Below are 21,065 nucleotides of genomic sequence, written 5' to 3'. Positions count from 1 at the left end.
GTCTGAATTTTTCTACCTGAAGCGCTTTGAGAGTGTCGATGAGTTGAAAGCGGGCCTGGACGAGTACATCCGCTACTACAACCATGACCGCATCAAACTGAAGCTCAATGGCCTGAGCCCTGTTGAGTACAGGGCTCAGGCTGCAGCATAGAACTGTCCAACTTTTAGGGGGCAGTCCACCCTGTGGGAGCGGGCTTGACCCGTGAATGGGCCGCAAAGCGGCCCCAATCACTTACAGCTCGGTATTGCGGGTTTCCTTCAGGCACAGCACGGCAATCAGGCTGATCACAGCCGCCGCCGACACATAGCCCCCTACCCAGCTCAACCCACCCATGCTCACTAGCTTCTGGGCAAAGAACGGTGCCGCCGAGGCCCCGACGATGCCGCCCAGGTTGTACGCCGCCGAAGCGCCGGTGTAACGCACGTGGGTCGGGAACAGCTCAGGCAGCAGCGCCCCCATTGGTGCAAAGGTCACGCCCATCAGGAACAGCTCGATGGCCAGGAACAGCGCCACACCCGTGGTCGAACCCGAGGTCAGCAGCGGTTCCATGGTGAAGCCCGAAGCCACCGCCAGCAGGCCGCCGACGATCAGCACCGGCTTGCGCCCGTAGCGGTCGCTCAGCCAGGCCGAAAGCGGTGTGGCCAGGGCCATGAACACCACGGCAAAGCACAGCAGGCCGAGGAAGGTCTCGCGGCTGTAGCCCAGCGTGGTCACGCCATAGCTGAGCGAGAACACCGTCGAGATATAGAACAGCGCATAGCACACCACCATGGCGGCTGCGCCCAGCAGGGTTGGCATCCAGTATTTGCCGAACAGGTCCACCACCGGCATCTTCACGCGTTCGTGACGTGCAACCGCCTTGGCAAATACCGGGCTTTCCTCAAGCTTCAGGCGCACATACAGCCCCACCATCACCAGGGCGGCACTGAGCAGGAACGGAATGCGCCAGCCCCAGTCACGGAACTGCTCGTCACTGAGCAGCATGGCCAGGGTCAGGAACAGGCCGTTGGCCGCAAGGAAGCCGATCGACGGGCCAAGTTGCGGGAACATGCCGAACCAGGCGCGTTTGCCCTCCGGCGCGTTCTCGATGGCCAGCAGTGCCGCGCCGCCCCATTCGCCACCCAGGCCCAGGCCTTGGCCGAAGCGCAGCAGGCAGAGCAGGATTGGCGCCCATACGCCGATGCTGTCATAGCCTGGCAGCACGCCGATCAGCGTGGTCGAAACGCCCATCAGCAGCAACGAGGCGACCAGGGTCGACTTGCGCCCGATGCGGTCGCCGAAGTGGCCGAACAGTGCCGAACCCAGCGGGCGGGCAAGGAAGGCGATGCCGAAGGTGATGAAGGCCGCGAGCATCTGCGCGGTACCCGAGCCGGACGGGAAGAACACCGGGCCGATCACCAGCGCGGCGGCGGTGGCATAGACGTAGAAATCGTAGAACTCGATGGCGGTGCCGATGAAACTGGCAGTGGCGACCCGCGCTGGCGAGTTGACCGGCGCGGCAGGCGCCTCGGCATAGGTGCTGGTTGTCATTTGGTAGGTCCCTAACAGTCTGGTCCGCTCCATGGCATTGTCTGCGGCCTGTGCAGGCCTTGAAGGCAGGCACGGCTTGGCGGACGCCGGAGCGTATTGTTGTTGTGTTCGCGCGACTGGCACCAGCCCAGGAGGGTAGGGGTGGGAGCGGGCACTGTTCGGGGTGTTGAAGCAGGACCGCGGGGCGTGTCAGTGCAGCGGACTGGCCGTGTGGCGCCGGGTGCGGGTAGCGGGCGGAACGGCGGGGCTGGGTAAGCGTGGCCCGAGTATAGCTATCGGGTCACGGTCCATACCAGTACCTTGCTGGCACAATTGTCCTCTGTTTCGAGGATTTCCAGGCGATAGCGGCCGATCTTCAGGCAAACGGCGCTTTCCGGAATGCTTTCGAGGGCTTCGGTGACCAGCCCGTTGAGGGTTTTCGGGCCACCGTCACACGGCAGGTGCCAGCCCAGGGTACGGTTGATTTCACGCAGCGAGGCGTTGCCTTCGATGACGAAGGTGCCATCGGCCTGCGGGTGCACATGCGGGTTGTCCAGGCTCTGCTCGTCCTCGAACTCGCCGACGATCTCTTCAAGGATGTCTTCCAGGGTGACGATACCCAGCACCTCGCCATACTCGTCCACCACCACGCCCAGGCGCCGCTGCTGCTTGTGGAAGTTCAGCAGTTGCATCTGCAGCGGCGTGCTTTCTGGCACGAAGTAGGGCTCGTAGCAGGCGCCCAGCAGTTGCTCCAGAGTCAGCTCGGCCTTGGGCAGCAAGTGGCTGATGAGCTTGGTGTTGAGGATCGCTTCGACCTGATTGATGTCGCTGTGATACACCGGCAGGCGAGTGTGCCGGCTGACGATCAGCTGCTCGATGATCTGTGTGATGGGGTCGTCGAGGTTGATGCCATCGACTTCGTTGCGTGGCACCAGGATGTCGTTGACGGTGATCTTGTCCAGCGACTGCAAGCCGTCCAGCAGGCCATGGCGCGGCGCCTCGTGCTCATCGTCTTCGTCGAAGACGTCGTCGTCCTGCGGATGCAAGGCCACTGCCGTGGGCTGCGCGCGGAACGGCCGCAGCATCAGCTTGGCGATGCCATCGAACAGGCACGCCAAAGGTTGCAGCAGGGCCAGCGGAAACGGGCGCAGGCTCAGGCCAAGGCTGATGAAGGCCTGCGGGTTGCGCCGGGCCAGGCGCCGCGGCAGGAATTCGGCAAACACCAGCAGCGCTGCCACCGCGCCCAGGCCCGCGAGCCAGAAGCCGTGTTCGCCGCTCTGGCGTTGGCCGATCAGGCACGCCAGGCCCAGCACCAGCAGCTTGCCCAGGCTGGCGCACAGCACCAGGGCCTGGGCGGGTAGCGGCGGCGGGGCGTCATCGCCGTTGCGCAGTGAACCATTGAGCTGCAGGCGGGCGGCGTCGACGGCGGTGAACAGTGCCGACCACAGTAGCGCCAGTGCCAGAATGCCGAGTAGCGGTGCGTACGGCAGGGTGTCCATGGGCGGCCGTCAGATATGCAGGATGAATTCGCGGACCAGCTTGCTGCCGAAGTAGGCCAGCATCAGCAGGCAGAAACCCGCCAGGGTCCAGCGGATCGCCTTGTGCCCGCGCCAGCCCAGGCGGGTGCGGCCCCACAGCAGCACGCTGAACACCACCCAGGCCACACAGGCCAGCAGCGTCTTGTGCACCAGATGCTGGGCAAACAGGTTTTCGAGGAACAGCCAGCCGGAAATCAGCGACAGCGAGAGCAGGCACCAGCCCGCCCAGAGGAAGCCGAACAGCAGGCTTTCCATGGTTTGCAGCGGCGGGAAGTTGCGGATCAGGCCGGACGGGTGCTTGTTCTTCAGCTGGCGGTCCTGCAGCAGCAACAGCAGCGACTGGAACACCGCGATGGTGAACAGGCCATAGGCCAGGATCGACAGCAGGATGTGCGCGAGGATGCCCGGCTCTTCGTCGATCAGCGGCACGGTGCCGGGCGGGGCGAACTGGGCCAGCAGGGCGGTGACGGCGCCGAGCGGGAACAGCAGCACCAGCAGGTTTTCCACTGGGATACGCAGGCAGGCCAGCAGCGTCAGGGCGATGACCGCCACGGCGATCAGGCTGGCAGCACTGAAGAAGTCCAGGCTCAGCCCCAGCGGGGTGATCAGCTGGAAGAACAGTGCGCCACCCTGGGCGACCACGGCGAGGGCGCCGAGCAGGCCGAGCAGGCGTTTGTCGGCCTTGCGGCCCTGGGCCAGGTAGGTGCCCTGATAGATGGCCGCAGCTATATATAAGGCGGCGGCGATCAGGTTGGGGATGAGGCTGGGTGAGGAAACCATAAGTCCTGGTTGCAGAGCCCTGAAAGAGACGGAGTTTGGCATAGATTCCGCTGGTCAAGGAAGACTGAAGGCTTGTGTCGGGGCATTCGCGGGCATGCCCGCTCCCACAGGTACAACACAGGCTCCCACTGTGGGAGCGGGCGCGCCCGCGAAGAGGCCGGAGCAGGCACCGACCATCTCCCAAGGTGTGCGCCGCCGCCGCACTTCGTTATAATCGCCGCCTTGCTGTGCCTGACGGGTGTGCATTTCCCCTCGGGCGCCTGACAAACCTCGGCTTTTACTGGGCCTGAAAGGATCACCATGTTCGAAAACCTGACCGACCGCCTGTCACAGACGCTGCGCCATGTCACCGGCAAGGCCAAGCTGACCGAAGACAACATCAAGGACACGTTGCGCGAAGTGCGCATGGCCCTGCTCGAGGCCGACGTTGCCCTGCCGGTGGTCAAGGATTTCGTCAACAGCGTCAAGGACCGTGCGGTCGGCACCGAGGTATCGCGCAGCCTGACTCCGGGCCAGGCGTTCGTGAAGATCGTCCAGGCCGAGCTGGAAAGCCTGATGGGCGCGGCCAACGAAGACCTCGCGTTGAACGCCGCACCGCCAGCGGTGGTACTGATGGCCGGCCTGCAGGGTGCCGGTAAGACCACCACAGCCGGCAAGCTGGCGCGCTTTCTCAAGGAGCGCAAGAAGAAGAGCGTGATGGTGGTTTCCGCCGACGTCTATCGCCCGGCGGCGATCAAGCAGCTGGAAACCCTGGCCAGCGACATCGGCGTGACCTTCTTCCCGTCCGACATCAGCCAGAAGCCGGTGGCCATCGCTGAGGCTGCGATCCGCGAAGCCAAGCTCAAGTTCATCGACGTGGTCATCGTCGACACCGCCGGTCGCCTGCACATCGACGCCGACATGATGGACGAGATCAAGGCCCTGCATGCCGCAGTCAAGCCGATCGAGACCCTGTTCGTGGTCGACGCCATGACCGGTCAGGACGCTGCCAACACCGCCAAGGCGTTCGGCGAGGCCCTGCCGCTGACCGGTGTGGTGCTGACCAAGGTCGACGGCGATGCCCGTGGCGGTGCCGCGCTGTCGGTGCGCGCCATCACAGGCAAGCCGATCAAGTTCATCGGTATGGGCGAGAAGACCGAGGCCCTCGAGCCCTTCCACCCGGATCGTGTCGCTTCGCGCATCCTCGGCATGGGCGACGTGCTCAGCCTGATCGAGCAGGCCGAGCAGACCATCGACAAGGCCAAGGCCGACAAGCTGGCCAAGAAGCTGAAAAAGGGCAAGGGCTTCGACCTCGAAGACTTCCGCGACCAGTTGCAGCAAATGAAGAACATGGGCGGCCTGGGTGGCCTGATGGACAAGCTGCCGAGCATCGGCGGGGTCAACCTGTCGCAGATGGGCAACGCCCAGGGCGCGGCCGAGAAGCAGTTCAAGCAGATGGAAGCGATCATCAACTCGATGACCCCGGCCGAGCGTCGCGACCCAGACCTGATCAGCGGTTCGCGCAAGCGCCGCATCGCCCTCGGCTCTGGCACCCAGGTGCAGGACATCGGCCGGCTGATCAAACAGCACAAGCAGATGCAGAAGATGATGAAGAAGTTCTCCGCCAAGGGCGGCATGGCCAAGATGATGCGCGGCCTGGGCGGGATGCTGCCGGGCGGCGGCATGCCGAAGCTGTAACCCCTTATTTTGGGTGCCTGCCTTTAAAGAGGCGGGCACCCGGAACCCCCGCTTTGGCGGGGCAACGGCCTCGGATTCCGTGGCTTAACCGGCAAATCTGGGCGGTAGGGCAGGGCTCTGCCGAAAAAGGCATTTGCAAATGTCCGTGTATTCCCCGAGAATATGCGGCCTTTTGGGCACCCGTGTGCCTATTTGGCATTCAGATTTGCAGCACCGACTATAGGAACAATGTTCACATGGTAACCATTCGTCTTGCCCGTGGCGGCTCGAAAAAGCGCCCATTCTACCACCTGACCGTGACCAACTCGCGTAACGCCCGTGACGGCCGTTTCGTTGAGCGCGTAGGTTTCTTCAACCCGATCGCTGCTGGCGCCGAAGTCAAGCTGTCGGTCAACCAAGAGCGCGTCAACTACTGGCTGAGCCAGGGTGCACAGCCGTCTGAGCGCGTTGCTCAGCTGCTGAAGGACGCTGCCAAGGCTGCTGCCTGAGTAGTATGAACGCGACGCCAGAAAAGGCTGACGACCTCATCGTCGTTGGCAAGATTTTTTCGGTTCACGGCGTTCGCGGCGAGGTGAAGGTGTATTCCTTTACCGATCCGATTGAAAACCTGTTGGATTATCCGCGCTGGACGCTTCGGCACGAAGGCAAGGTAAAGCAGGTCGAGCTGGTCAGCGGTCGTGGCTCCCAAAAGGGCCTGGTCGTGAAGTTGAAAGGCCTCGATGATCGTGATGAAGCCCGTCTTCTGAGTGGTCACGAAATCTGCATTGCGCGGAGCCTTTTGCCCAACCTGGCTGCCGACGAGTACTACTGGTACCAGTTGGTGGGTCTGAAGGTCATCAACCAGGACGAACAGCTGTTCGGCAAGGTCGATCACCTGTTGGAGACCGGTGCGAACGATGTAATGGTGGTCAAGCCCTGCGCAGGCAGCCTGGATGATCGCGAGCGTCTGTTGCCCTATACGGCGCAATGCGTGCTCGATATCGACCTGGAAGCAGGCGTGATGCGGGTTGAATGGGACGCGGACTTCTAAACGATGGGTAACCTTCGCGTAGACGTCATCACGCTGTTCCCCGAGATGTTCTCGGCCATCACGGAGTACGGCATTACCAGCCGCGCGGTGAAACAGGGGTTGCTTCAGGTGACTTGCTGGAACCCGCGGGACTACACCACAGATCGCCACCATACCGTGGATGATCGGCCGTTTGGCGGTGGTCCGGGCATGGTGATGAAAATCAAGCCTCTGGAAGACGCCCTGGTTAGCGCCAGGCAAGCGACCGGAGCAGCGGCGAAGGTGATCTACCTTTCGCCACAAGGCCGCAAGCTGACTCAGCAGGCGGTCAAAGGCCTGGCCGAACAGGAATCGTTGATCCTGATCGCCGGTCGTTATGAAGGCATCGACGAGCGCTTTATCGAGGCTCATGTCGATGAGGAGTGGTCGATTGGTGACTATGTGCTTTCCGGTGGCGAGCTGCCGGCCATGGTACTGATCGATGCGGTTACACGGCTGCTGCCCGGAGCTTTAGGGCATGTGGACTCGGCGGAGGAAGACTCTTTCACCGACGGTCTGCTGGATTGCCCGCACTACACCCGACCTGAGGTGTATGCGGATCAGCGTGTTCCCGACGTGTTGCTAAGCGGCAACCATGCACATATCCGGCGATGGCGGATGAAGCAGTCCCTTGGTAGGACCTTCGAACGACGCGCCGATCTTCTGGAAAGTCGCTCGCTTTCTGGAGAAGAGAAGAAGCTGCTCGAGGAATATCTCCGCGAGCGGGACGATAGTTAAACGTATCGATGGTGGATCAAGTATCCATCTTAGGAGCACAGCATGACCAACAAGATCATCCAGCAGCTCGAAGCCGAGCAGATGAACAAGGAAATCCCGACCTTCGCACCAGGCGACACCATCGTCGTCCAGGTTAAAGTGAAGGAAGGTGATCGTTCCCGTCTGCAGGCGTTCGAAGGCGTTGTTATCGCCAAGCGTAACCGCGGTCTGAACAGCGCCTTCACCGTGCGCAAGATCTCCAGCGGCGTAGGCGTTGAGCGTACCTTCCAGACCTACAGCCCGCAGATCGACAGCCTGGCCGTGAAACGTCGTGGTGACGTGCGTAAAGCCAAGCTGTACTACCTGCGCGACCTGTCCGGCAAAGCCGCTCGCATCAAGGAAAAACTGTCCTGAGTACAGTTTGCCCGGTGGCCAAGGCCGCCTAGCGAGAAAAAAGCAGCCTTCGGGCTGCTTTTTTGCTTTCTGAAACCTGTAAACGTGATGGATATGAGCAGCCGAGACCAGGAAATCCAGCGCCGCACCGAGCTGTCGGTGACCCGCGTGACCAAAGCGGTGTTCCCCAACACCACCAACCACCACAACACACTGTTCGGCGGCACGGCGCTGGCCTGGATGGACGAAGTGTCGTTCATCGCCGCAACGCGTTTCTGCCGGCTGCCGCTGGTGACCGTGTCCACCGACCGCATCGACTTCAAGCACCCGATCCCGGCAGGTTCGATCGTCGAACTGGTGGGCACGGTGGTCAAGGTGGGCAATACCAGCTTGCAGGTGCAGGTCGATGTGTTCGTTGAGAACATGTACCTGGATGGCCGCGAGCGCGCGATCCACGGGGTGTTCAGCTTTGTCGCCATCGACGAGGACAAGCGCCCGGTGCCGGTCCTGCCCCAGGCCTGAGCTTTCCTGTACCGGCCCTTTCGCGGGCAAGCCCGCTCCCATGGGTACAGCGCAGTGTTCAAATTCTGTGGAGAACCCTGTGGGAGCGGGCTTGCCCGCGAAAGGGCCAGTACAGACAACCTATGAGCTGCTGTGAAACACTAGGCCCAACTTCAACACCCAGCAGCCCTGCATGCCCGCCCTAGACCACCCCCTGATCGACCAGTTCCTCGACGCCCTGTGGCTCGAAAAAGGTCTGTCCGACAACACCCGCACCTCCTACCGCAGCGACCTTGCCCTGTTCAACGGCTGGCTCCAGGCGCATTCGGTAGCGCTGCCCGACGCCGGCCGCGAACTGATTCTTGATCACTTGGCCTGGCGCCTGGACCAAGGTTACAAACCTCGCTCCACTGCGCGCTTTCTCTCCGGGCTGCGAGGCTTCTTCCGCTATTTGCTGCGGGAAAAGCTGGTCGCCGTCGACCCGACCCTGCAGGTCGACATGCCGCAACTTGGTCGGCCCTTGCCCAAATCACTGTCGGAAGCCGACGTCGAAGCCCTGCTGCAGGCCCCGGACCTGGGCGAAGCCATCGGTCAACGCGACCGCGCCATGCTCGAAGTCCTTTACGCCTGCGGCCTGCGCGTTAGCGAACTGGTCAGCCTGACCCTCGACCAGGTCAACCTGCGCCAGGGTGTGCTGCGGGTTATGGGCAAGGGCAGCAAGGAACGCCTGGTGCCAATGGGCGAGGAGGCGGTGGTCTGGCTGGAGCGCTACCTGCGTGATGGCCGCGCCGAACTGCTGAACGGCCGCCCCAGCGACGTACTGTTCCCCAGTCAGCGCGGCGAGCAGATGACTCGCCAGACTTTCTGGCACCGCATCAAGCACCAGGCGCGGGTGGCCTGCATCGACAAGCCGCTGTCGCCGCATACCCTGCGCCATGCTTTCGCCACCCACCTGCTCAACCACGGTGCCGACCTGCGTGTGGTGCAGATGCTGCTGGGCCACAGCGACCTCTCCACCACGCAAATCTATACCCATGTAGCCAAGGCGCGGCTGCAGCAGTTGCACGCCCAGCACCATCCGCGTGGATGAATGTTTTTCATGTTCCGCCGACCGGTCCTTGCAGGCCCCTTCATCCGCAGCGCGATGTGGTAGGCTTGGGCGGTTTGCATCAAGGGCCGCACGGTCGCCGCATTTTTTTTTGCAGGTGACGCCCTCCGGCCCCTGTCCGCCTCCAGGAGTTCCCCATGCGCGTGACCCATATTTTCGCCGCCGCCGTGTTGGCGCTGGCCAGTACCTTTGCCGTTGCCGCGGCTGACAGCAATGCCAGCGCCGAGCAGGCTATCCGCAAGTCGTTGCAGAACCTCGAACTCGAAGTACCGGTGGAAAGCGTCGGCAGCAGCCCGCTCAATGGCCTCTATGAAGTCAAGCTGCAGGGCGGCCGTGTGCTGTATGCCAGCGCCGACGGCCAGTACGTCATGCAGGGCTACCTGTACCAGTTGCAGGACGGCAAGCCGGTCAACCTGACCGAGAAAACCGAGCGTCAGGGCGTCGCCAAGCTCATCAACGGCATTCCGGCCGCCGAGACCGTTGTCTATCCTGCCAAGGGCGAGACCAAGTCGCACATCACCGTCTTCACCGACACCACCTGCCCGTATTGCCACAAGCTGCACGCCGAAGTGCCCGAGCTCAACCGCCGCGGTATCGAAGTGCGCTATGTCGCCTTCCCGCGCCAGGGCCTCGGCTCGCCTGGTGACGAGCAGCTGCAGGCAGTCTGGTGCTCCAGCGATCGCCGCGCGGCGATGGACAAGATGGTCGAAGGCAAGGAAATCAAGGCCGCCAAGTGCGCCAACCCGGTCAGCAAGCAGTTCCAGCTGGGCCAGCAGATCGGCGTCAACGGCACGCCGGCCATCGTGCTCGAGAACGGCCATGTGATCCCGGGCTACCAGCCCGCACCGCAGGTGGCCAAACTGGCCCTGGATGGCCAGCAGCAGGCCGCCAAGTAATCAATTCAATACGCCGTCGTCATGGGGTGACGGCATGTTTCACGGTCGGTGAAGGCGCCGGCCGTTCAATGGGGAGTTCACAGTGAAACCGGTCAAAGTAGGCATCTGTGGGTTGGGGACCGTCGGTGGCGGAACCTTCAATGTACTTCAGCGCAACGCCGAGGAGATTGCCCGCCGTGCCGGGCGCGGTATTGAAGTGGCACAGGTTGCCATGCGCTCGCAGAACCCGAACTGCCAGATTACCGGTACCCCCATTACCGCTGATGTGTTCGACGTTGCGAGCAACCCGGAGATCGACATTGTCATCGAGCTGATCGGTGGCTACACCGTGGCGCGTGACCTGGTGCTCAAGGCCATCGAGAATGGCAAGCACGTGGTGACCGCCAACAAGGCGCTGATCGCCGTGCACGGTAACGAGATCTTTGCCAAGGCGCGCGAGAAGGGGGTTATCGTTGCCTTCGAAGCCGCAGTGGCCGGTGGTATCCCGGTGATCAAGGCGATCCGCGAAGGTCTGTCGGCCAACCGCATCAACTGGCTGGCCGGCATCATCAACGGCACCGGCAACTTCATCCTCACCGAAATGCGTGAAAAAGGCCGCGCCTTCCCCGACGTGCTGGCCGAAGCCCAGGCGCTGGGCTATGCCGAAGCCGACCCGACCTTCGACGTCGAAGGCATCGATGCCGCGCACAAGCTGACCATCCTGGCGTCCATCGCCTTTGGTATCCCGCTGCAGTTCGACAAGGCCTACACCGAAGGCATCACCCAGCTGACCACCGCTGACGTGAACTACGCCGAAGCGCTGGGCTACCGCATCAAGCACCTGGGCGTGGCCCGTCGCACCGCCGAAGGCATCGAGCTGCGCGTGCACCCGACGCTGATCCCGGCCGACCGCCTGATCGCCAACGTCAACGGCGTGATGAACGCGGTCATGGTCAACGGCGACGCCGCCGGTTCGACCCTGTACTACGGCGCTGGCGCCGGCATGGAGCCAACAGCGTCGTCGGTGGTAGGTGACCTGGTCGACGTGGTCCGTGCCATGACCTCCGACCCGGAAAACCGCGTGCCGCACCTGGCCTTCCAGCCAGACTCGTTGTCGGCCCATCCGATCCTGCCGATCGAAGCCTGCGAAAGCGCCTACTACCTGCGCATCCAGGCCAAGGACCATCCGGGCGTGCTGGCCCAGGTGGCGAGCATCCTCTCGGAGCGCGGCATCAACATCGAGTCGATCATGCAGAAGGAAGCCGAGGAGCAGGACGGCCTGGTGCCGATGATCCTGCTGACCCACGGTGTGGTCGAGCAGCGCATCAACGACGCCATCGTCGCGCTGGAAGCCCTGCAGGACGTGGTCGGCAAGGTTGTACGCATTCGCGTCGAACAGCTGAATTAATCTGCCAATCGGGCCGCTCGGGCGGCCCTAGCATCGAAGGTTTGCACCCATGCGCTATATCAGTACCCGCGGCCAGGCTCCGGCCCTGAATTTCGAAGACGTGCTGCTGGCTGGCCTGGCCAGCGACGGCGGCCTTTACGTCCCTGAGAACCTGCCTCGCTTCACCCAGGAAGAAATCGCCTCCTGGGCCGGCCTGCCGTATCACGAGCTGGCCTTCCGGGTGATGCGCCCGTTCGTCGAAGGCAGCATCGCCGACGCCGACTTCAAGAAGATCCTCGAAGAAACCTACGGCGAGTTCGCCCACGCTGCGGTTGCCCCGCTGCGTCAACTGAACGGCAACGAGTGGGTCCTGGAGCTGTTCCATGGTCCGACCCTGGCCTTCAAGGACTTCGCCCTGCAACTGCTCGGTCGCCTGCTCGACCACGTGCTGGCCAAGCGCAACGAGCGTGTGGTGATCATCGGCGCCACCAGCGGTGACACCGGTTCGGCCGCCATCGAAGGCTGCCGCAGCTGCGAAAACGTCGACATCTTTATCCTGCACCCGCACCAGCGTGTGTCGGAAGTGCAGCGTCGGCAGATGACCACCCTGTTCGGCGACAACGTCCACAACATCGCCATCGAAGGCAACTTCGACGACTGCCAGGAAATGGTCAAGGCCAGCTTCGCCGACCAGTCGTTCCTCAAGGGCACCCGCCTGGTCGCGGTCAACTCGATCAACTGGGCGCGGATCATGGCCCAGATCGTCTATTACTTCCATGCGGCCCTGCAGCTGGGCGGCCCGGCCCGTTCGGTGGCATTCTCGGTGCCGACCGGCAACTTCGGCGATATCTTCGCCGGTTATCTGGCGCGCAACATGGGCCTGCCGGTCAGCCAGCTGATCGTCGCCACCAACCGCAACGACATCCTGCACCGCTTCATGAGCGGCAACCAGTACGTCAAGGAAACCCTGCACGCGACCTTGTCGCCGTCGATGGACATCATGGTGTCGTCCAACTTCGAGCGCCTGCTGTTCGACCTGCACGGTCGCAACGGCGCCGCGCTGGCCGAGCTGATGGCGACCTTCAAGCAGGGCGGCGGCTTCAGCGTCGAGCAGGACCGCTGGACCGAGGCACGCAAGCTGTTCGATTCGCTGGCAGTCAGCGACGAGCAGACCTGCGAGACCATCGCCGAGGTGTTTGCCGCCACGGGTGAGGTGCTCGACCCGCACACCGCGATCGGCGTCAAGGCCGCCCGCGAGTGCCGCCGCAGCCTGGACACGCCGATGGTGGTGCTGGGCACCGCCCACCCGGTCAAGTTCCCTGAGGCGGTGGAGAAGGCCGGTGTTGGCAAGGCGCTGGAGTTGCCGGCGCACTTGAGCGACCTGTTCAGCCGTGAAGAGCGCTGCACCGTCCTGGCCAATGACCTGAAGGCTGTTCAAGCCTTTGTCAGCCAGCATGGTAATCGCGGCAAGCCTTTGTAATCGCACGGTTTTCGGGGCTGCAATGCAGCCCCGGATTTCAAAAACTTCCTACCCCTTTTGCAGAATTGTCCTATGTAAGGCTTTGAAAGCCTTGCCTAGAGTGGCCGGTCCTTCCCTAGGAGCGGCACATGCGACAGCCCTTCGTGTTGATTCACCCGGCACGCCCATCCCACAAGATCCTCCTGCACCAGGCCTGCAACGCCATGGGCCTGTTCAATGTGCGCGTCACCCACGACCTGGCCGACCTCGACAGTTGCCTGGCCCGTCCACCGCGCGCTGACCTGCTGATTCTCGAGCATGCGGTGAGCGATGGCCTGGCCTTGCTCGAACGGGCCTGTCGCACTCGCGCCGTGCTGTTTGTCGGGCATGCCAACGCAGGTTCCCCGAACCTCGCCCATGAAGCCCGACGCCAGGGCCTGTGGGTCCTTGCCGACCTCCCTTGGCCCCTGCCGGTCGGGCGCTGGCAACAGGCCCTGCAACGTATTCAAACTGTCACGTCGCCCGCGCATCCTCACTGAAACAGCCGGGGGCAACGAACTTTTCGCCACGCGTGCTGGTCAGTTCCTTCATGTCCCATTACATGCGAGTGATCCGGATGGAAAGAATCTGCAGACTGCTCAACGACGCACTAACGCCCTACCAGGCCATGCTGGGTGTCACGGATGCCAACGGCAACCGTCAATTGACCGTGTACGACAGCCTCGGCGGCACGGCCTTGCGGCGCACCGTCAGCCAACGCCAACTGCAGGAGCAAAGCCTGCTGATTGATCTGGTAGACGGCTTGCACCGCGACTTGCAGATTGTCGAGGGGCGCTTGCAGCCTTGTGTGATCGCGGCCTTGCAACAGCGCCAGCAGCCACAGGGAACCTTTGCCTGAAGGGGTTATCCTAAACATCAAGGGCAGCCGGCCAGTGCACAGCTCCGGCACTGGCGGGTTGTCGTGGAGAGTCCATCAGGACTTTCGATTGGCCCCGGGCGTCCACCCCAGCGTCCGGGGTTTCTTTTTGCCTGTTTTTCAGTGGCTTTCGAAAAAGTGCTTGCTCTCTTCCAGATAGGCTGCACGCAGCTCCGGGTCGAGCCAGTGTGCGTACAGGGCGGGCAGGGTATTCATGCGCAGGGCCGGTAGCAACTGGTTGATGTGGCTTATGGCGGTGCGCCCCAGTGGCGTGTCCGAGCAGCCTACATGCAGAACCTGATAGCGGGTCACACCCTGGATCGGATGGAACTGATAGTCCGCCGGCGAGCCGCCTTGTTGCTGAATCAGGTAGCGCAACTCAGGCCAGTAGCCCAGCACCAGTTGCAGGCGCCCGAGCTGTTGCATCTGCAACAGGTTGGCGGTGGCATCGTTGCCGTAGTGGCGGCTGAACGCCGAGTCGGGCAGCTGTCGCAGGATTTCGTCGACCTGGCTGCTGTAGCTGCGCTCGGCGACGATGCCCAGCTTCAGCGAGGTATTGCCGAGCAAGCCCTTGAGGTCGACCTGCTGGCCATCAAGGTAGGGTGCCAGCAGCGACTGCCCACTCTTGCGCACCACCACGCCGCTACTCAGCACGCCAAGCATCGGTTTCGAGAAGTGCACGAACTTCGCCCGCTCTGCAGTCCACAGCAGCGTCGGGTCGCAGGTGAAGCTGGACGGGTCCTGGAGCATCTGGAGCCCACGCGCACGGTTTACCCGGATGATGCTGTGCTCGTATTCGGGCATCTGCTCGATCAGCAGCGGCAGCATCTGGTCGATAACCCCCTGGCCTTTCTCCGTGCCTTCGAACACGGTGAAGGGCGGCAGGTCGCGCACCAGCCACAGCAGGCGTTCCTTGGCGTGTGCCGGCGTTACCAGCAGGGCAAGCAGCAGCGCGCAAAACAGGGCTGGCGAACGCATCGGCAGCCGCTTCAGACCGTGCCCGCCTGGCGCAGGCTGGCGATCGCCGCCTGGTCGTAGCCCAGGCCAGCCAGCACGCTATCGGTGTGTTCACCCAACGTCGGACCTACCCATTCGGCAGAGCCCGGGGTATCCGAAAGCTTGGGCACGATACCCGGCATCTTGAACGGCTTTCCGTCTGGCAGGCGCGCCTGCAGGAACATCTCGCGGGCCAAGTACTGCGGGTCGCTGAACATGTCCTCGGCCGAGTAGATCCGGCTGGCCGGCACTTGCGCGTCGTTGAGCACCTGCATCAGTTGGTCCAGCGGCAGGCTGTTGGCCCAGCGGTCGATCACCCCGTACAGCTCGTCGCGCCGGGCATCGCGGCCGTCGTTGCTGGCCAGGCTCGGGTCGTCGGCCAGGTCGGCACGGCCTATGGCCTGCATGAAGCGCTTGAAGATGGCGTCACCATTGGCGCCGATCTGCACATGCTTGCCGTCGGCGCTGGTGTGGATGGAAGAGGGCGTGATGCCGGGCATGATGTTGCCGGTACGCTCGCGGATGAAGCCGAACACGTCGAACTCCGGCACCATGCTTTCCATCATGGCGAAGATCGCTTCGTACAGGGCCACGTCCACCACCTGGCCCTGGCCGCCATTGACTTCGCGATGACGCAGCGCCATCAGCGCGCCAATCACGCCCCACAGCGCAGCGATCGAATCACCGATGGAGATCCCGGTGCGTACGGGCGGGCGGTCGTCGAAGCCGGTGATGTAGCGCAACCCGCCCATCGATTCACCGACCGCACCGAAGCCCGGCTGATCCTTCATCGGCCCGGTCTGGCCGAAGCCGGACAGGCGCACCATGACCAGGCGCGGGTTGAGGGCGTGCAGCACGTCCCAGCCCAGGCCAAGTTTCTCCAGCACGCCTGGGCGGAAATTCTCGATCAGGATGTCGGCCTCGCCGAGCAGGCGCTTGAGCACCTCCCGGCCTTCGGGGTGCTTGAGGTTGAGCGTCAGCGACTGTTTGTTGCGCGCCTGCACGAACCACCACAGTGATGTGCCCTCGTACAGCTTGCGCCACTTGCGCAGCGGGTCGCCGCCGTCCGGCGACTCTACCTTGATCACTTCAGCGCCGAATTCGGCGCAGATCCGCGAGGCGAATGGCCCGGCGATCAGGGTGCCGAGTTCGATGACTTTCAAGCCGGCGAGGGGTTTGCTGGGCGTAGACATTAGGCATCCGTGGCAACTGGTCAGAGCCGTGGTTTTAGCATAGGTCCGAAGCGGCCGATACTGCCCCGGCGCAAGCGCAGGCAGGATCGGTTAGACTAGCGGCCTTTTCTTTACGCACGAAGCCCATTCGACCATGGCCCAGCCGTCCACCACCTACAAATTCGAACTGAATCTGACCGACCTCGATCGCGGCGTATATGAAAACGTCCGCCAGACCATTGCCCGTCACCCTTCGGAAACCGAAGAGCGCATGGCCGTGCGCCTGCTGGCCTATGCGCTGTGGTACAACGAGAACCTGTCGTTCGGCCGTGGCCTGTCCGATGTCGATGAAGCGGCGCTGTGGGAAAAGAGCCTGGATGACCGCATCCTGCACTGGATCGAAGTCGGCCAGCCGGATGCCGACCGCCTGACCTGGTGCTCACGCCGTACCGAACGCACCAGCCTGCTGGCCTACGGCAGCCTGCGGGTGTGGGAAGGCAAGGTGGTGGGGGCAGTCAAGGGCCTGAAGAACCTGAGCATTGCCGCCGTGCCGCAGGAAGTGCTGGAAGTCCTGGCCACCGACATGCCGCGCACCATCAAATGGGATGTGATGATCAGCGAAGGCACGGTGTTCGTCACCGATGACCGTGGCCAGCACGAAGTGCAACTGCAATGGCTGCTCGGTGAGCGTGGCTGAACCGACTGACACCTGACTGCCGAAGACACCATGCGTATCGAACCCCGCCCGCTGCCCCCGACCCTGCCATTGCTGGGTAATCTGCCACCCCTGCTGACTCGCCTGTACGCCGCCCGTGGCGTGCAGTCCGAGGCCGAACTGGACAAGAGCCTGGCGCGGCTGGTGCCGTATCAGCAGCTCAAGGGCATCGAGGCCGCGGTGGACCTGCTTGTCGAAGCCCTCGACCAGCGCCAGCGTATCCTCATCGTTGGTGACTTCGACGCCGACGGCGCCACTGCCAGCACCGTCGGCGTGCTTGGCCTGCGTCTGCTGGGCGCGGCCCACGTCGACTACCTGGTGCCCAACCGTTTCGAATACGGCTACGGCCTGACCCCGGAGATCGTCAAGGTCGCGCTCGAGCGTCAGCCGGACCTTCTGGTGACCGTCGACAACGGTATCTCCAGCGTCGAGGGTGTTGCGGCTGCCAAGGCGGCCGGGCTCAAGGTGCTGGTCACCGACCACCACCTGCCGGGCCAGCAGTTGCCGGATGCCGATGCCATCGTCAACCCGAACCAGCCTGGCTGCGACTTCCCGAGCAAGTCGCTGGCCGGCGTCGGTGTGATCTTCTACGTGCTCATGGCCTTGCGCGCCCGGTTGCGCAGTATGGGGCGTTACGAAACGCAGCCGCAGCCGAACATCGGCGAGCTGCTCGACCTGGTCGCCCTGGGCAGTGTGGCCGACGTAGTGCCGCTGGATGCCAACAACCGCATCCTCGTCCACCAGGGCCTGGAGCGCATTCGCGCCGGCCGCGCGCGGCCTGGCCTGAAGGCCATCCTGGAGGTGGCACGACGCGACCACCGGCGCATCACTTCCACCGACCTTGGCTTTATCCTCGGCCCACGGCTCAATGCTGCCGGGCGCCTGGACGACATGAGCCTGGGCATCGAATGCCTGCTGTGCGAAGACGCAGCCCTGGCCCAGGACATGGCCCAGCAGCTGGATGACCTGAACCAGGACCGCAAGTCGATCGAGCAGGGCATGCAGCGCGAGGCCTTGGCCCAGCTCAAGGATTTGCCGGTCGAGTCCATGCCTTATGGCTTGTGCCTGTTCGATGCCGATTGGCACCAAGGCGTGATCGGGATTCTCGCCTCGCGCCTGAAAGAGCGTTACCACCGGCCGACCATCGCCTTCGCCGATGCTGGCGACGGCATGCTCAAGGGCTCGGCGCGTTCGGTGCCGGGCTTCCACATTCGCGACGCGCTGGATGCGGTGGCAGCGCGTCATCCGCAGTTGATCAGCAAGTTCGGCGGGCATGCCATGGCGGCGGGGTTGTCCCTGCCGGAAAGCAACTTCCCGGCGTTTGCCGAAGCCTTCGATGAAGAAGTCCGGCGCCAGTTGCGTGAAGAGGACCTGACCGGTCGTTTGCTCTCGGACGGCAGCCTGGCGGTGGAGGAATTCCACCTGGACCTGGCCAAGGCCCTGCGCAATGCCGGGCCTTGGGGGCAGCACTTCCCCGAGCCGCTGTTCCATGGGGTGTTCCAGTTGGTGGAGCAGCGTGTGGTCGGTGAGCGGCACTTGAAGGTGGTGCTCAAGAGCGAGTGCGGATCGGTGCGGCTGGATGGCATTGCCTTTGGTATTGACCGCGATGTGTGGCCGAACCCGACGGTGCGTTGGGTGGAGCTGGCGTACAAGCTGGATGTGAACGAGTTTCGTGGGAATGAGAGTGTGCAGTTGATGATTGCGCATATGGAGCCGCGCTGAGTCTATCGCCAGGTGCCTGCCTTGGTTTTTGCGGTGGGGCACATATCGAGCGCCGCCCGCGCGGCGCTCGATCTCATAGGCGCCGCAACCCTTTCGGCGTACACCTAGCCGCCCTGACACGTTAGTTAACGTGCCATCCCTAACTCGGCATCATCCATCAGTGCTTTGGCCATGGCACTCAGGTAATGGGATGCCCAGATCATCATCGGTTTTTCATCCATCAGGCCGATGATGGTCAGCTCTCTTACATAGCCCATCAACTCCGAGGCCTGCTCGCGGGCATCCCGGCAGGGAATGCCTGGCTCGATGCGGAACAGGGGATGGGTCTGGTGTTCGCCTTGGAAGAAGGTGGTTTTGCCGACAGTGAATTGGGTGTCGTCTGTGCTCATCGATTCCTCTCCTGAAATTTCTTGATTGCCTGTCATGGCCTCTTCGCGGGCGCGCCCGCTCCCACAGGTACTGCACAAGTCTCGATGCCTGTGATCAACCTGTGGGAGCGGGCATGCCCGCGAAGAGGCCAGCAAACCCAACTTCAATGCAGGCCGGTACTCCGCTCCAGAGCCAGCGACAGCGCATCCGCCTGGCCCCAGGCAATCTGCATCGCACGCAGCCCGTTCACCAACGATTCCCGGGTGCGGTCATCTTCAATGGCGTCGAGGGTTCGGTGGCAATGGTTATAGGCAAGCATCAGGTAGTGGGTGACGTTCATCACCACGTGGTCGATGGGCACGATGCCCTCGCTGATGGCATGGGTGAGGGTCTCGCCGGAGGGAAGGTCGAAATGACGGGGTGGATCGGGGACTATTTTTTTCATATGAACCGACTCGTAGGGTTACCGATTGGCCAACCTCTCCGATTCCACACGAAGGGTGGCAGTTGTACGCGGTGTGGAATCCAGGCTACGAGTAAACCCGGTAGGCTTTGCGGCCTCCCGCGCACAACTGCCATGACGGCAGCAACTCAGTAATTGACCAGGATTCCACCCCCGGACGCTAAACATCAGCGACCCGAAAAAGCCTAAAGGGCGGTGTTTCCAGGGACAATCAGACGCGAGTCGACAGGGCTTGTAGGATATTTTCCTTAATCAGGCACCGCTAGTTCATATGTGTAGGAAGTATCTGATGCATGCGTCGGACCAGTAAGCAATCCCGGTGAACCTTCTCCCCCATCAATCTGGTCTAGTCTGATTAATGACCGGCACCGGGCCAGGGATGTGCACTTGAGTGTCCGGGCCGGATCACCATTGGAGTCCTTGGGAGGTGCCCTCATGAGCCTGCTGCTCGAGCCTTACACCCTGCGTCAGCTGACGCTGCCCAACCGCATCGCGGTTTCGCCGATGTGCCAGTATTCCGCCATCGATGGCCTGGCCAACGATTGGCATCTCGTTCACTTGGGCAGCCGCGCCGTGGGTGGCGCTGGCCTGGTCATCAGCGAAGCCGTCGCGGTGACTGCCGATGGCCGCATCACAGCCGAAGACCTCGGCCTTTGGAACGACGCCCAGATCGTCCCGTTGCAGCGCATCACCCGTTTCATCACCGCTCAGGGCGCCGTCCCCGGCATCCAGCTGGCACACGCCGGGCGCAAGGCCAGTACCTATCGGCCCTGGCTGGGCAAGCAGGGCAGTGTGAAGCTCGAAGACGGCGGCTGGCAGCCCGTGGGGCCGTCGAAGATTGCCTTTGACCCGCAACACACACCGCCTCGCGAGTTGAGCAAGGACGAGATCCAGGATGTGATCAATGCCTTCGTCGCCTCGACCGAGCGGGCGCTCAAGGCCGGTTTCAAAGTGGTCGAAATCCACGCCGCCCATGGTTATCTGCTGCACCAGTTCCTCTCGCCGCTGAGCAACCAGCGCCGCGATGATTACGGCAGTTGTTTCGAAAACCGCATTCGCCTGACCCTGGAGGTGGTGAAAGCGGTGCGCGAGGTCTGGCCGGCGGAATTGCCGCTGTTCGTGCGGGTATCGGCGACCGACTGGGTAGAGGACGGCTGGAACCCGGATGAAACCGTCGAACTGGCTCGTCGCCTGCGAGTGTTGGGTGTCGACCTGATCGATGTGTCCTCCGGCGGTACCTCGGTCAACGCCGAAATCCCCACTGGCCCCGGTTACCAAACCCGTTTCGCCGAGCGCGTGCGCAAGGAAGCGGAGATCGCCACCGGCACTGTCGGCATGATCACCGAACCGGCTCAGGCCGAGCACATTCTGCGCACCGGGCAGGCTGACGTGATCTTCCTGGCCCGTGAGCTGCTGCGCGATCCTTACTGGCCGTTGCATGCCGATGATGATCTGGGGGGTAATAAAGCCACCTGGCCGGCGCAGTACCAACGGGCGACCAGCCGCGCCAACCCGATTCACGAGTCCGATTTGCGGGATTGATTAAGGCCGCCGACTCAGTGCGGTTCCTGTGGGAGATTACCCAGCTCTGCAGGCTGCGCTGTCGCACAGGAAACTAATGTCCGCCAGGGCGCGCCGCGATTCCTGTGGGAGCGGCTTTAGCCGCGAAGCAGGCAACGCGGTGGCTGGCACCGGCTTTGCCGGTGTTCGCGGCTAAAG

The 21,065-nt window shown here is 62.9% G+C and carries 23 protein-coding genes; 16 read left to right on the top strand and 7 right to left on the bottom strand.

Going from position 1 to position 21,065, the window contains the following annotated elements:
- Positions 1-151, top strand: a 151-nt coding sequence (locus APH33_RS21100) for an IS3 family transposase (protein ID WP_156351953.1), incomplete at its 5' end; no start/stop codon positions are given.
- Positions 152-232: 81 nt separating this feature from the next.
- On the opposite strand, the gene APH33_RS21095 is transcribed toward APH33_RS21100, so the two are convergent.
- The 3 genes from APH33_RS21095 to APH33_RS21085 all read right to left on the bottom strand — a co-directional run bounded on the left by APH33_RS21095 (position 233) and on the right by APH33_RS21085 (position 3,828).
- The gene (locus tag APH33_RS21095) at positions 233-1,531 is read right to left on the bottom strand and encodes an MFS transporter (RefSeq protein WP_054887029.1); all 1,299 of its coding nucleotides are present in this window, start codon (positions 1,529-1,531) and stop codon (positions 233-235) included.
- Positions 1,532-1,803: 272 nt separating this feature from the next.
- Positions 1,804-3,009: a transporter associated domain-containing protein gene (locus tag APH33_RS21090; protein ID WP_054887028.1), complete on the bottom strand. Its 1,206-nt coding sequence runs from the start codon at positions 3,007-3,009 to the stop codon at positions 1,804-1,806.
- Positions 3,010-3,018: 9 nt separating this feature from the next.
- Positions 3,019-3,828: an inner membrane protein YpjD gene (locus tag APH33_RS21085; protein WP_054887027.1), complete on the bottom strand. Its 810-nt coding sequence runs from the start codon at positions 3,826-3,828 to the stop codon at positions 3,019-3,021.
- Positions 3,829-4,128: 300 nt separating this feature from the next.
- Between APH33_RS21085 and ffh the strand changes: the two genes are divergently transcribed.
- From ffh to APH33_RS21025, 12 genes are all read left to right on the top strand, one after another.
- Positions 4,129-5,505, top strand: coding sequence for a signal recognition particle protein (gene ffh, locus APH33_RS21080; protein WP_054887026.1), 1,377 nt, complete (start codon positions 4,129-4,131; stop codon positions 5,503-5,505).
- A 236-nt stretch (positions 5,506-5,741) separates the two neighbouring features.
- Positions 5,742-5,993 (top strand): 30S ribosomal protein S16, encoded by a 252-nt coding sequence (gene rpsP / locus APH33_RS21075; RefSeq protein WP_003259424.1) that lies wholly within the window; start codon positions 5,742-5,744, stop codon positions 5,991-5,993.
- 5 nt (positions 5,994-5,998) lie between these two features.
- Entirely contained in the window at positions 5,999-6,535 is a 537-nt protein-coding gene (gene rimM / locus APH33_RS21070) for a ribosome maturation factor RimM (RefSeq protein ID WP_054887025.1), read from the top strand.
- Positions 6,536-6,538: 3 nt separating this feature from the next.
- Positions 6,539-7,291 carry a tRNA (guanosine(37)-N1)-methyltransferase TrmD gene (gene trmD / locus APH33_RS21065; protein ID WP_003252146.1) on the top strand — a complete coding sequence of 251 codons (753 nt, stop codon included), beginning with the start codon at positions 6,539-6,541 and terminating at the stop codon, positions 7,289-7,291.
- Between the two features lie 42 nt (positions 7,292-7,333).
- The gene (rplS, locus tag APH33_RS21060) at positions 7,334-7,684 is read left to right on the top strand and encodes a 50S ribosomal protein L19 (RefSeq protein WP_054887024.1); all 351 of its coding nucleotides are present in this window, start codon (positions 7,334-7,336) and stop codon (positions 7,682-7,684) included.
- A 93-nt stretch (positions 7,685-7,777) separates the two neighbouring features.
- Positions 7,778-8,185 carry an acyl-CoA thioesterase gene (locus tag APH33_RS21055; RefSeq protein ID WP_054887023.1) on the top strand — a complete coding sequence of 136 codons (408 nt, stop codon included), beginning with the start codon at positions 7,778-7,780 and terminating at the stop codon, positions 8,183-8,185.
- Positions 8,186-8,357: 172 nt separating this feature from the next.
- On the top strand, positions 8,358-9,254 hold the full coding sequence (xerD, locus tag APH33_RS21050; protein WP_054887022.1) for a site-specific tyrosine recombinase XerD: 897 nt from the start codon (positions 8,358-8,360) through the stop codon (positions 9,252-9,254).
- A gap of 155 nt (positions 9,255-9,409) precedes the next feature.
- Positions 9,410-10,168 (top strand): thioredoxin fold domain-containing protein, encoded by a 759-nt coding sequence (locus APH33_RS21045; protein WP_054887021.1) that lies wholly within the window; start codon positions 9,410-9,412, stop codon positions 10,166-10,168.
- A gap of 82 nt (positions 10,169-10,250) precedes the next feature.
- Positions 10,251-11,555, top strand: a complete 1,305-nt coding sequence (locus tag APH33_RS21040; protein WP_054887020.1) for a homoserine dehydrogenase — start codon at positions 10,251-10,253, stop codon at positions 11,553-11,555.
- A 49-nt stretch (positions 11,556-11,604) separates the two neighbouring features.
- On the top strand, positions 11,605-13,014 hold the full coding sequence (gene thrC / locus APH33_RS21035) for a threonine synthase (protein ID WP_054887019.1): 1,410 nt from the start codon (positions 11,605-11,607) through the stop codon (positions 13,012-13,014).
- A gap of 128 nt (positions 13,015-13,142) precedes the next feature.
- Positions 13,143-13,532 (top strand): hypothetical protein, encoded by a 390-nt coding sequence (locus APH33_RS21030; RefSeq protein ID WP_054887018.1) that lies wholly within the window; start codon positions 13,143-13,145, stop codon positions 13,530-13,532.
- 77 nt (positions 13,533-13,609) lie between these two features.
- Positions 13,610-13,891, top strand: coding sequence for a DUF3509 domain-containing protein (locus APH33_RS21025; protein ID WP_054887017.1), 282 nt, complete (start codon positions 13,610-13,612; stop codon positions 13,889-13,891).
- 138 nt (positions 13,892-14,029) lie between these two features.
- Here APH33_RS21025 and APH33_RS21020 read toward each other — a convergent pair whose 3' ends face one another.
- Positions 14,030-14,887: a TIGR02285 family protein gene (locus APH33_RS21020; protein ID WP_054887016.1), complete on the bottom strand. Its 858-nt coding sequence runs from the start codon at positions 14,885-14,887 to the stop codon at positions 14,030-14,032.
- Between the two features lie 11 nt (positions 14,888-14,898).
- Entirely contained in the window at positions 14,899-16,098 is a 1,200-nt protein-coding gene (locus APH33_RS21015; RefSeq protein ID WP_054887015.1) for a CaiB/BaiF CoA-transferase family protein, read from the bottom strand.
- Between the two features lie 133 nt (positions 16,099-16,231).
- Between APH33_RS21015 and APH33_RS21010 the strand changes: the two genes are divergently transcribed.
- Both APH33_RS21010 and recJ read left to right on the top strand, forming a co-directional pair.
- Complete coding sequence (locus APH33_RS21010) at positions 16,232-16,774, top strand: YaeQ family protein (protein ID WP_054887014.1); 543 nt, start codon at positions 16,232-16,234, stop codon at positions 16,772-16,774.
- Between the two features lie 30 nt (positions 16,775-16,804).
- Positions 16,805-18,514 (top strand): single-stranded-DNA-specific exonuclease RecJ, encoded by a 1,710-nt coding sequence (gene recJ / locus APH33_RS21005; RefSeq protein WP_054887013.1) that lies wholly within the window; start codon positions 16,805-16,807, stop codon positions 18,512-18,514.
- 125 nt (positions 18,515-18,639) lie between these two features.
- On the opposite strand, the gene APH33_RS21000 is transcribed toward recJ, so the two are convergent.
- Both APH33_RS21000 and APH33_RS20995 read right to left on the bottom strand, forming a co-directional pair.
- Positions 18,640-18,903: a DUF3077 domain-containing protein gene (locus APH33_RS21000; RefSeq protein WP_054887012.1), complete on the bottom strand. Its 264-nt coding sequence runs from the start codon at positions 18,901-18,903 to the stop codon at positions 18,640-18,642.
- A gap of 143 nt (positions 18,904-19,046) precedes the next feature.
- Positions 19,047-19,328 carry a hypothetical protein gene (locus tag APH33_RS20995; RefSeq protein ID WP_054887011.1) on the bottom strand — a complete coding sequence of 94 codons (282 nt, stop codon included), beginning with the start codon at positions 19,326-19,328 and terminating at the stop codon, positions 19,047-19,049.
- 453 nt (positions 19,329-19,781) lie between these two features.
- Here APH33_RS20995 and APH33_RS20990 point away from each other — a divergent pair, with 453 nt between their 5' ends.
- Entirely contained in the window at positions 19,782-20,888 is a 1,107-nt protein-coding gene (locus APH33_RS20990; RefSeq protein WP_054887010.1) for an NADH:flavin oxidoreductase/NADH oxidase, read from the top strand.
- Positions 20,889-21,065 lie beyond the last annotated feature (177 nt).

It is taken from the genome of Pseudomonas sp. NBRC 111130 (assembly GCF_001320485.1).
In the GTDB taxonomy this organism is placed as follows: Bacteria; Pseudomonadota; Gammaproteobacteria; order Pseudomonadales; family Pseudomonadaceae; genus Aquipseudomonas; species Aquipseudomonas vlassakiae.
This window is presented reverse-complemented; position numbering and strand designations above follow the sequence as displayed.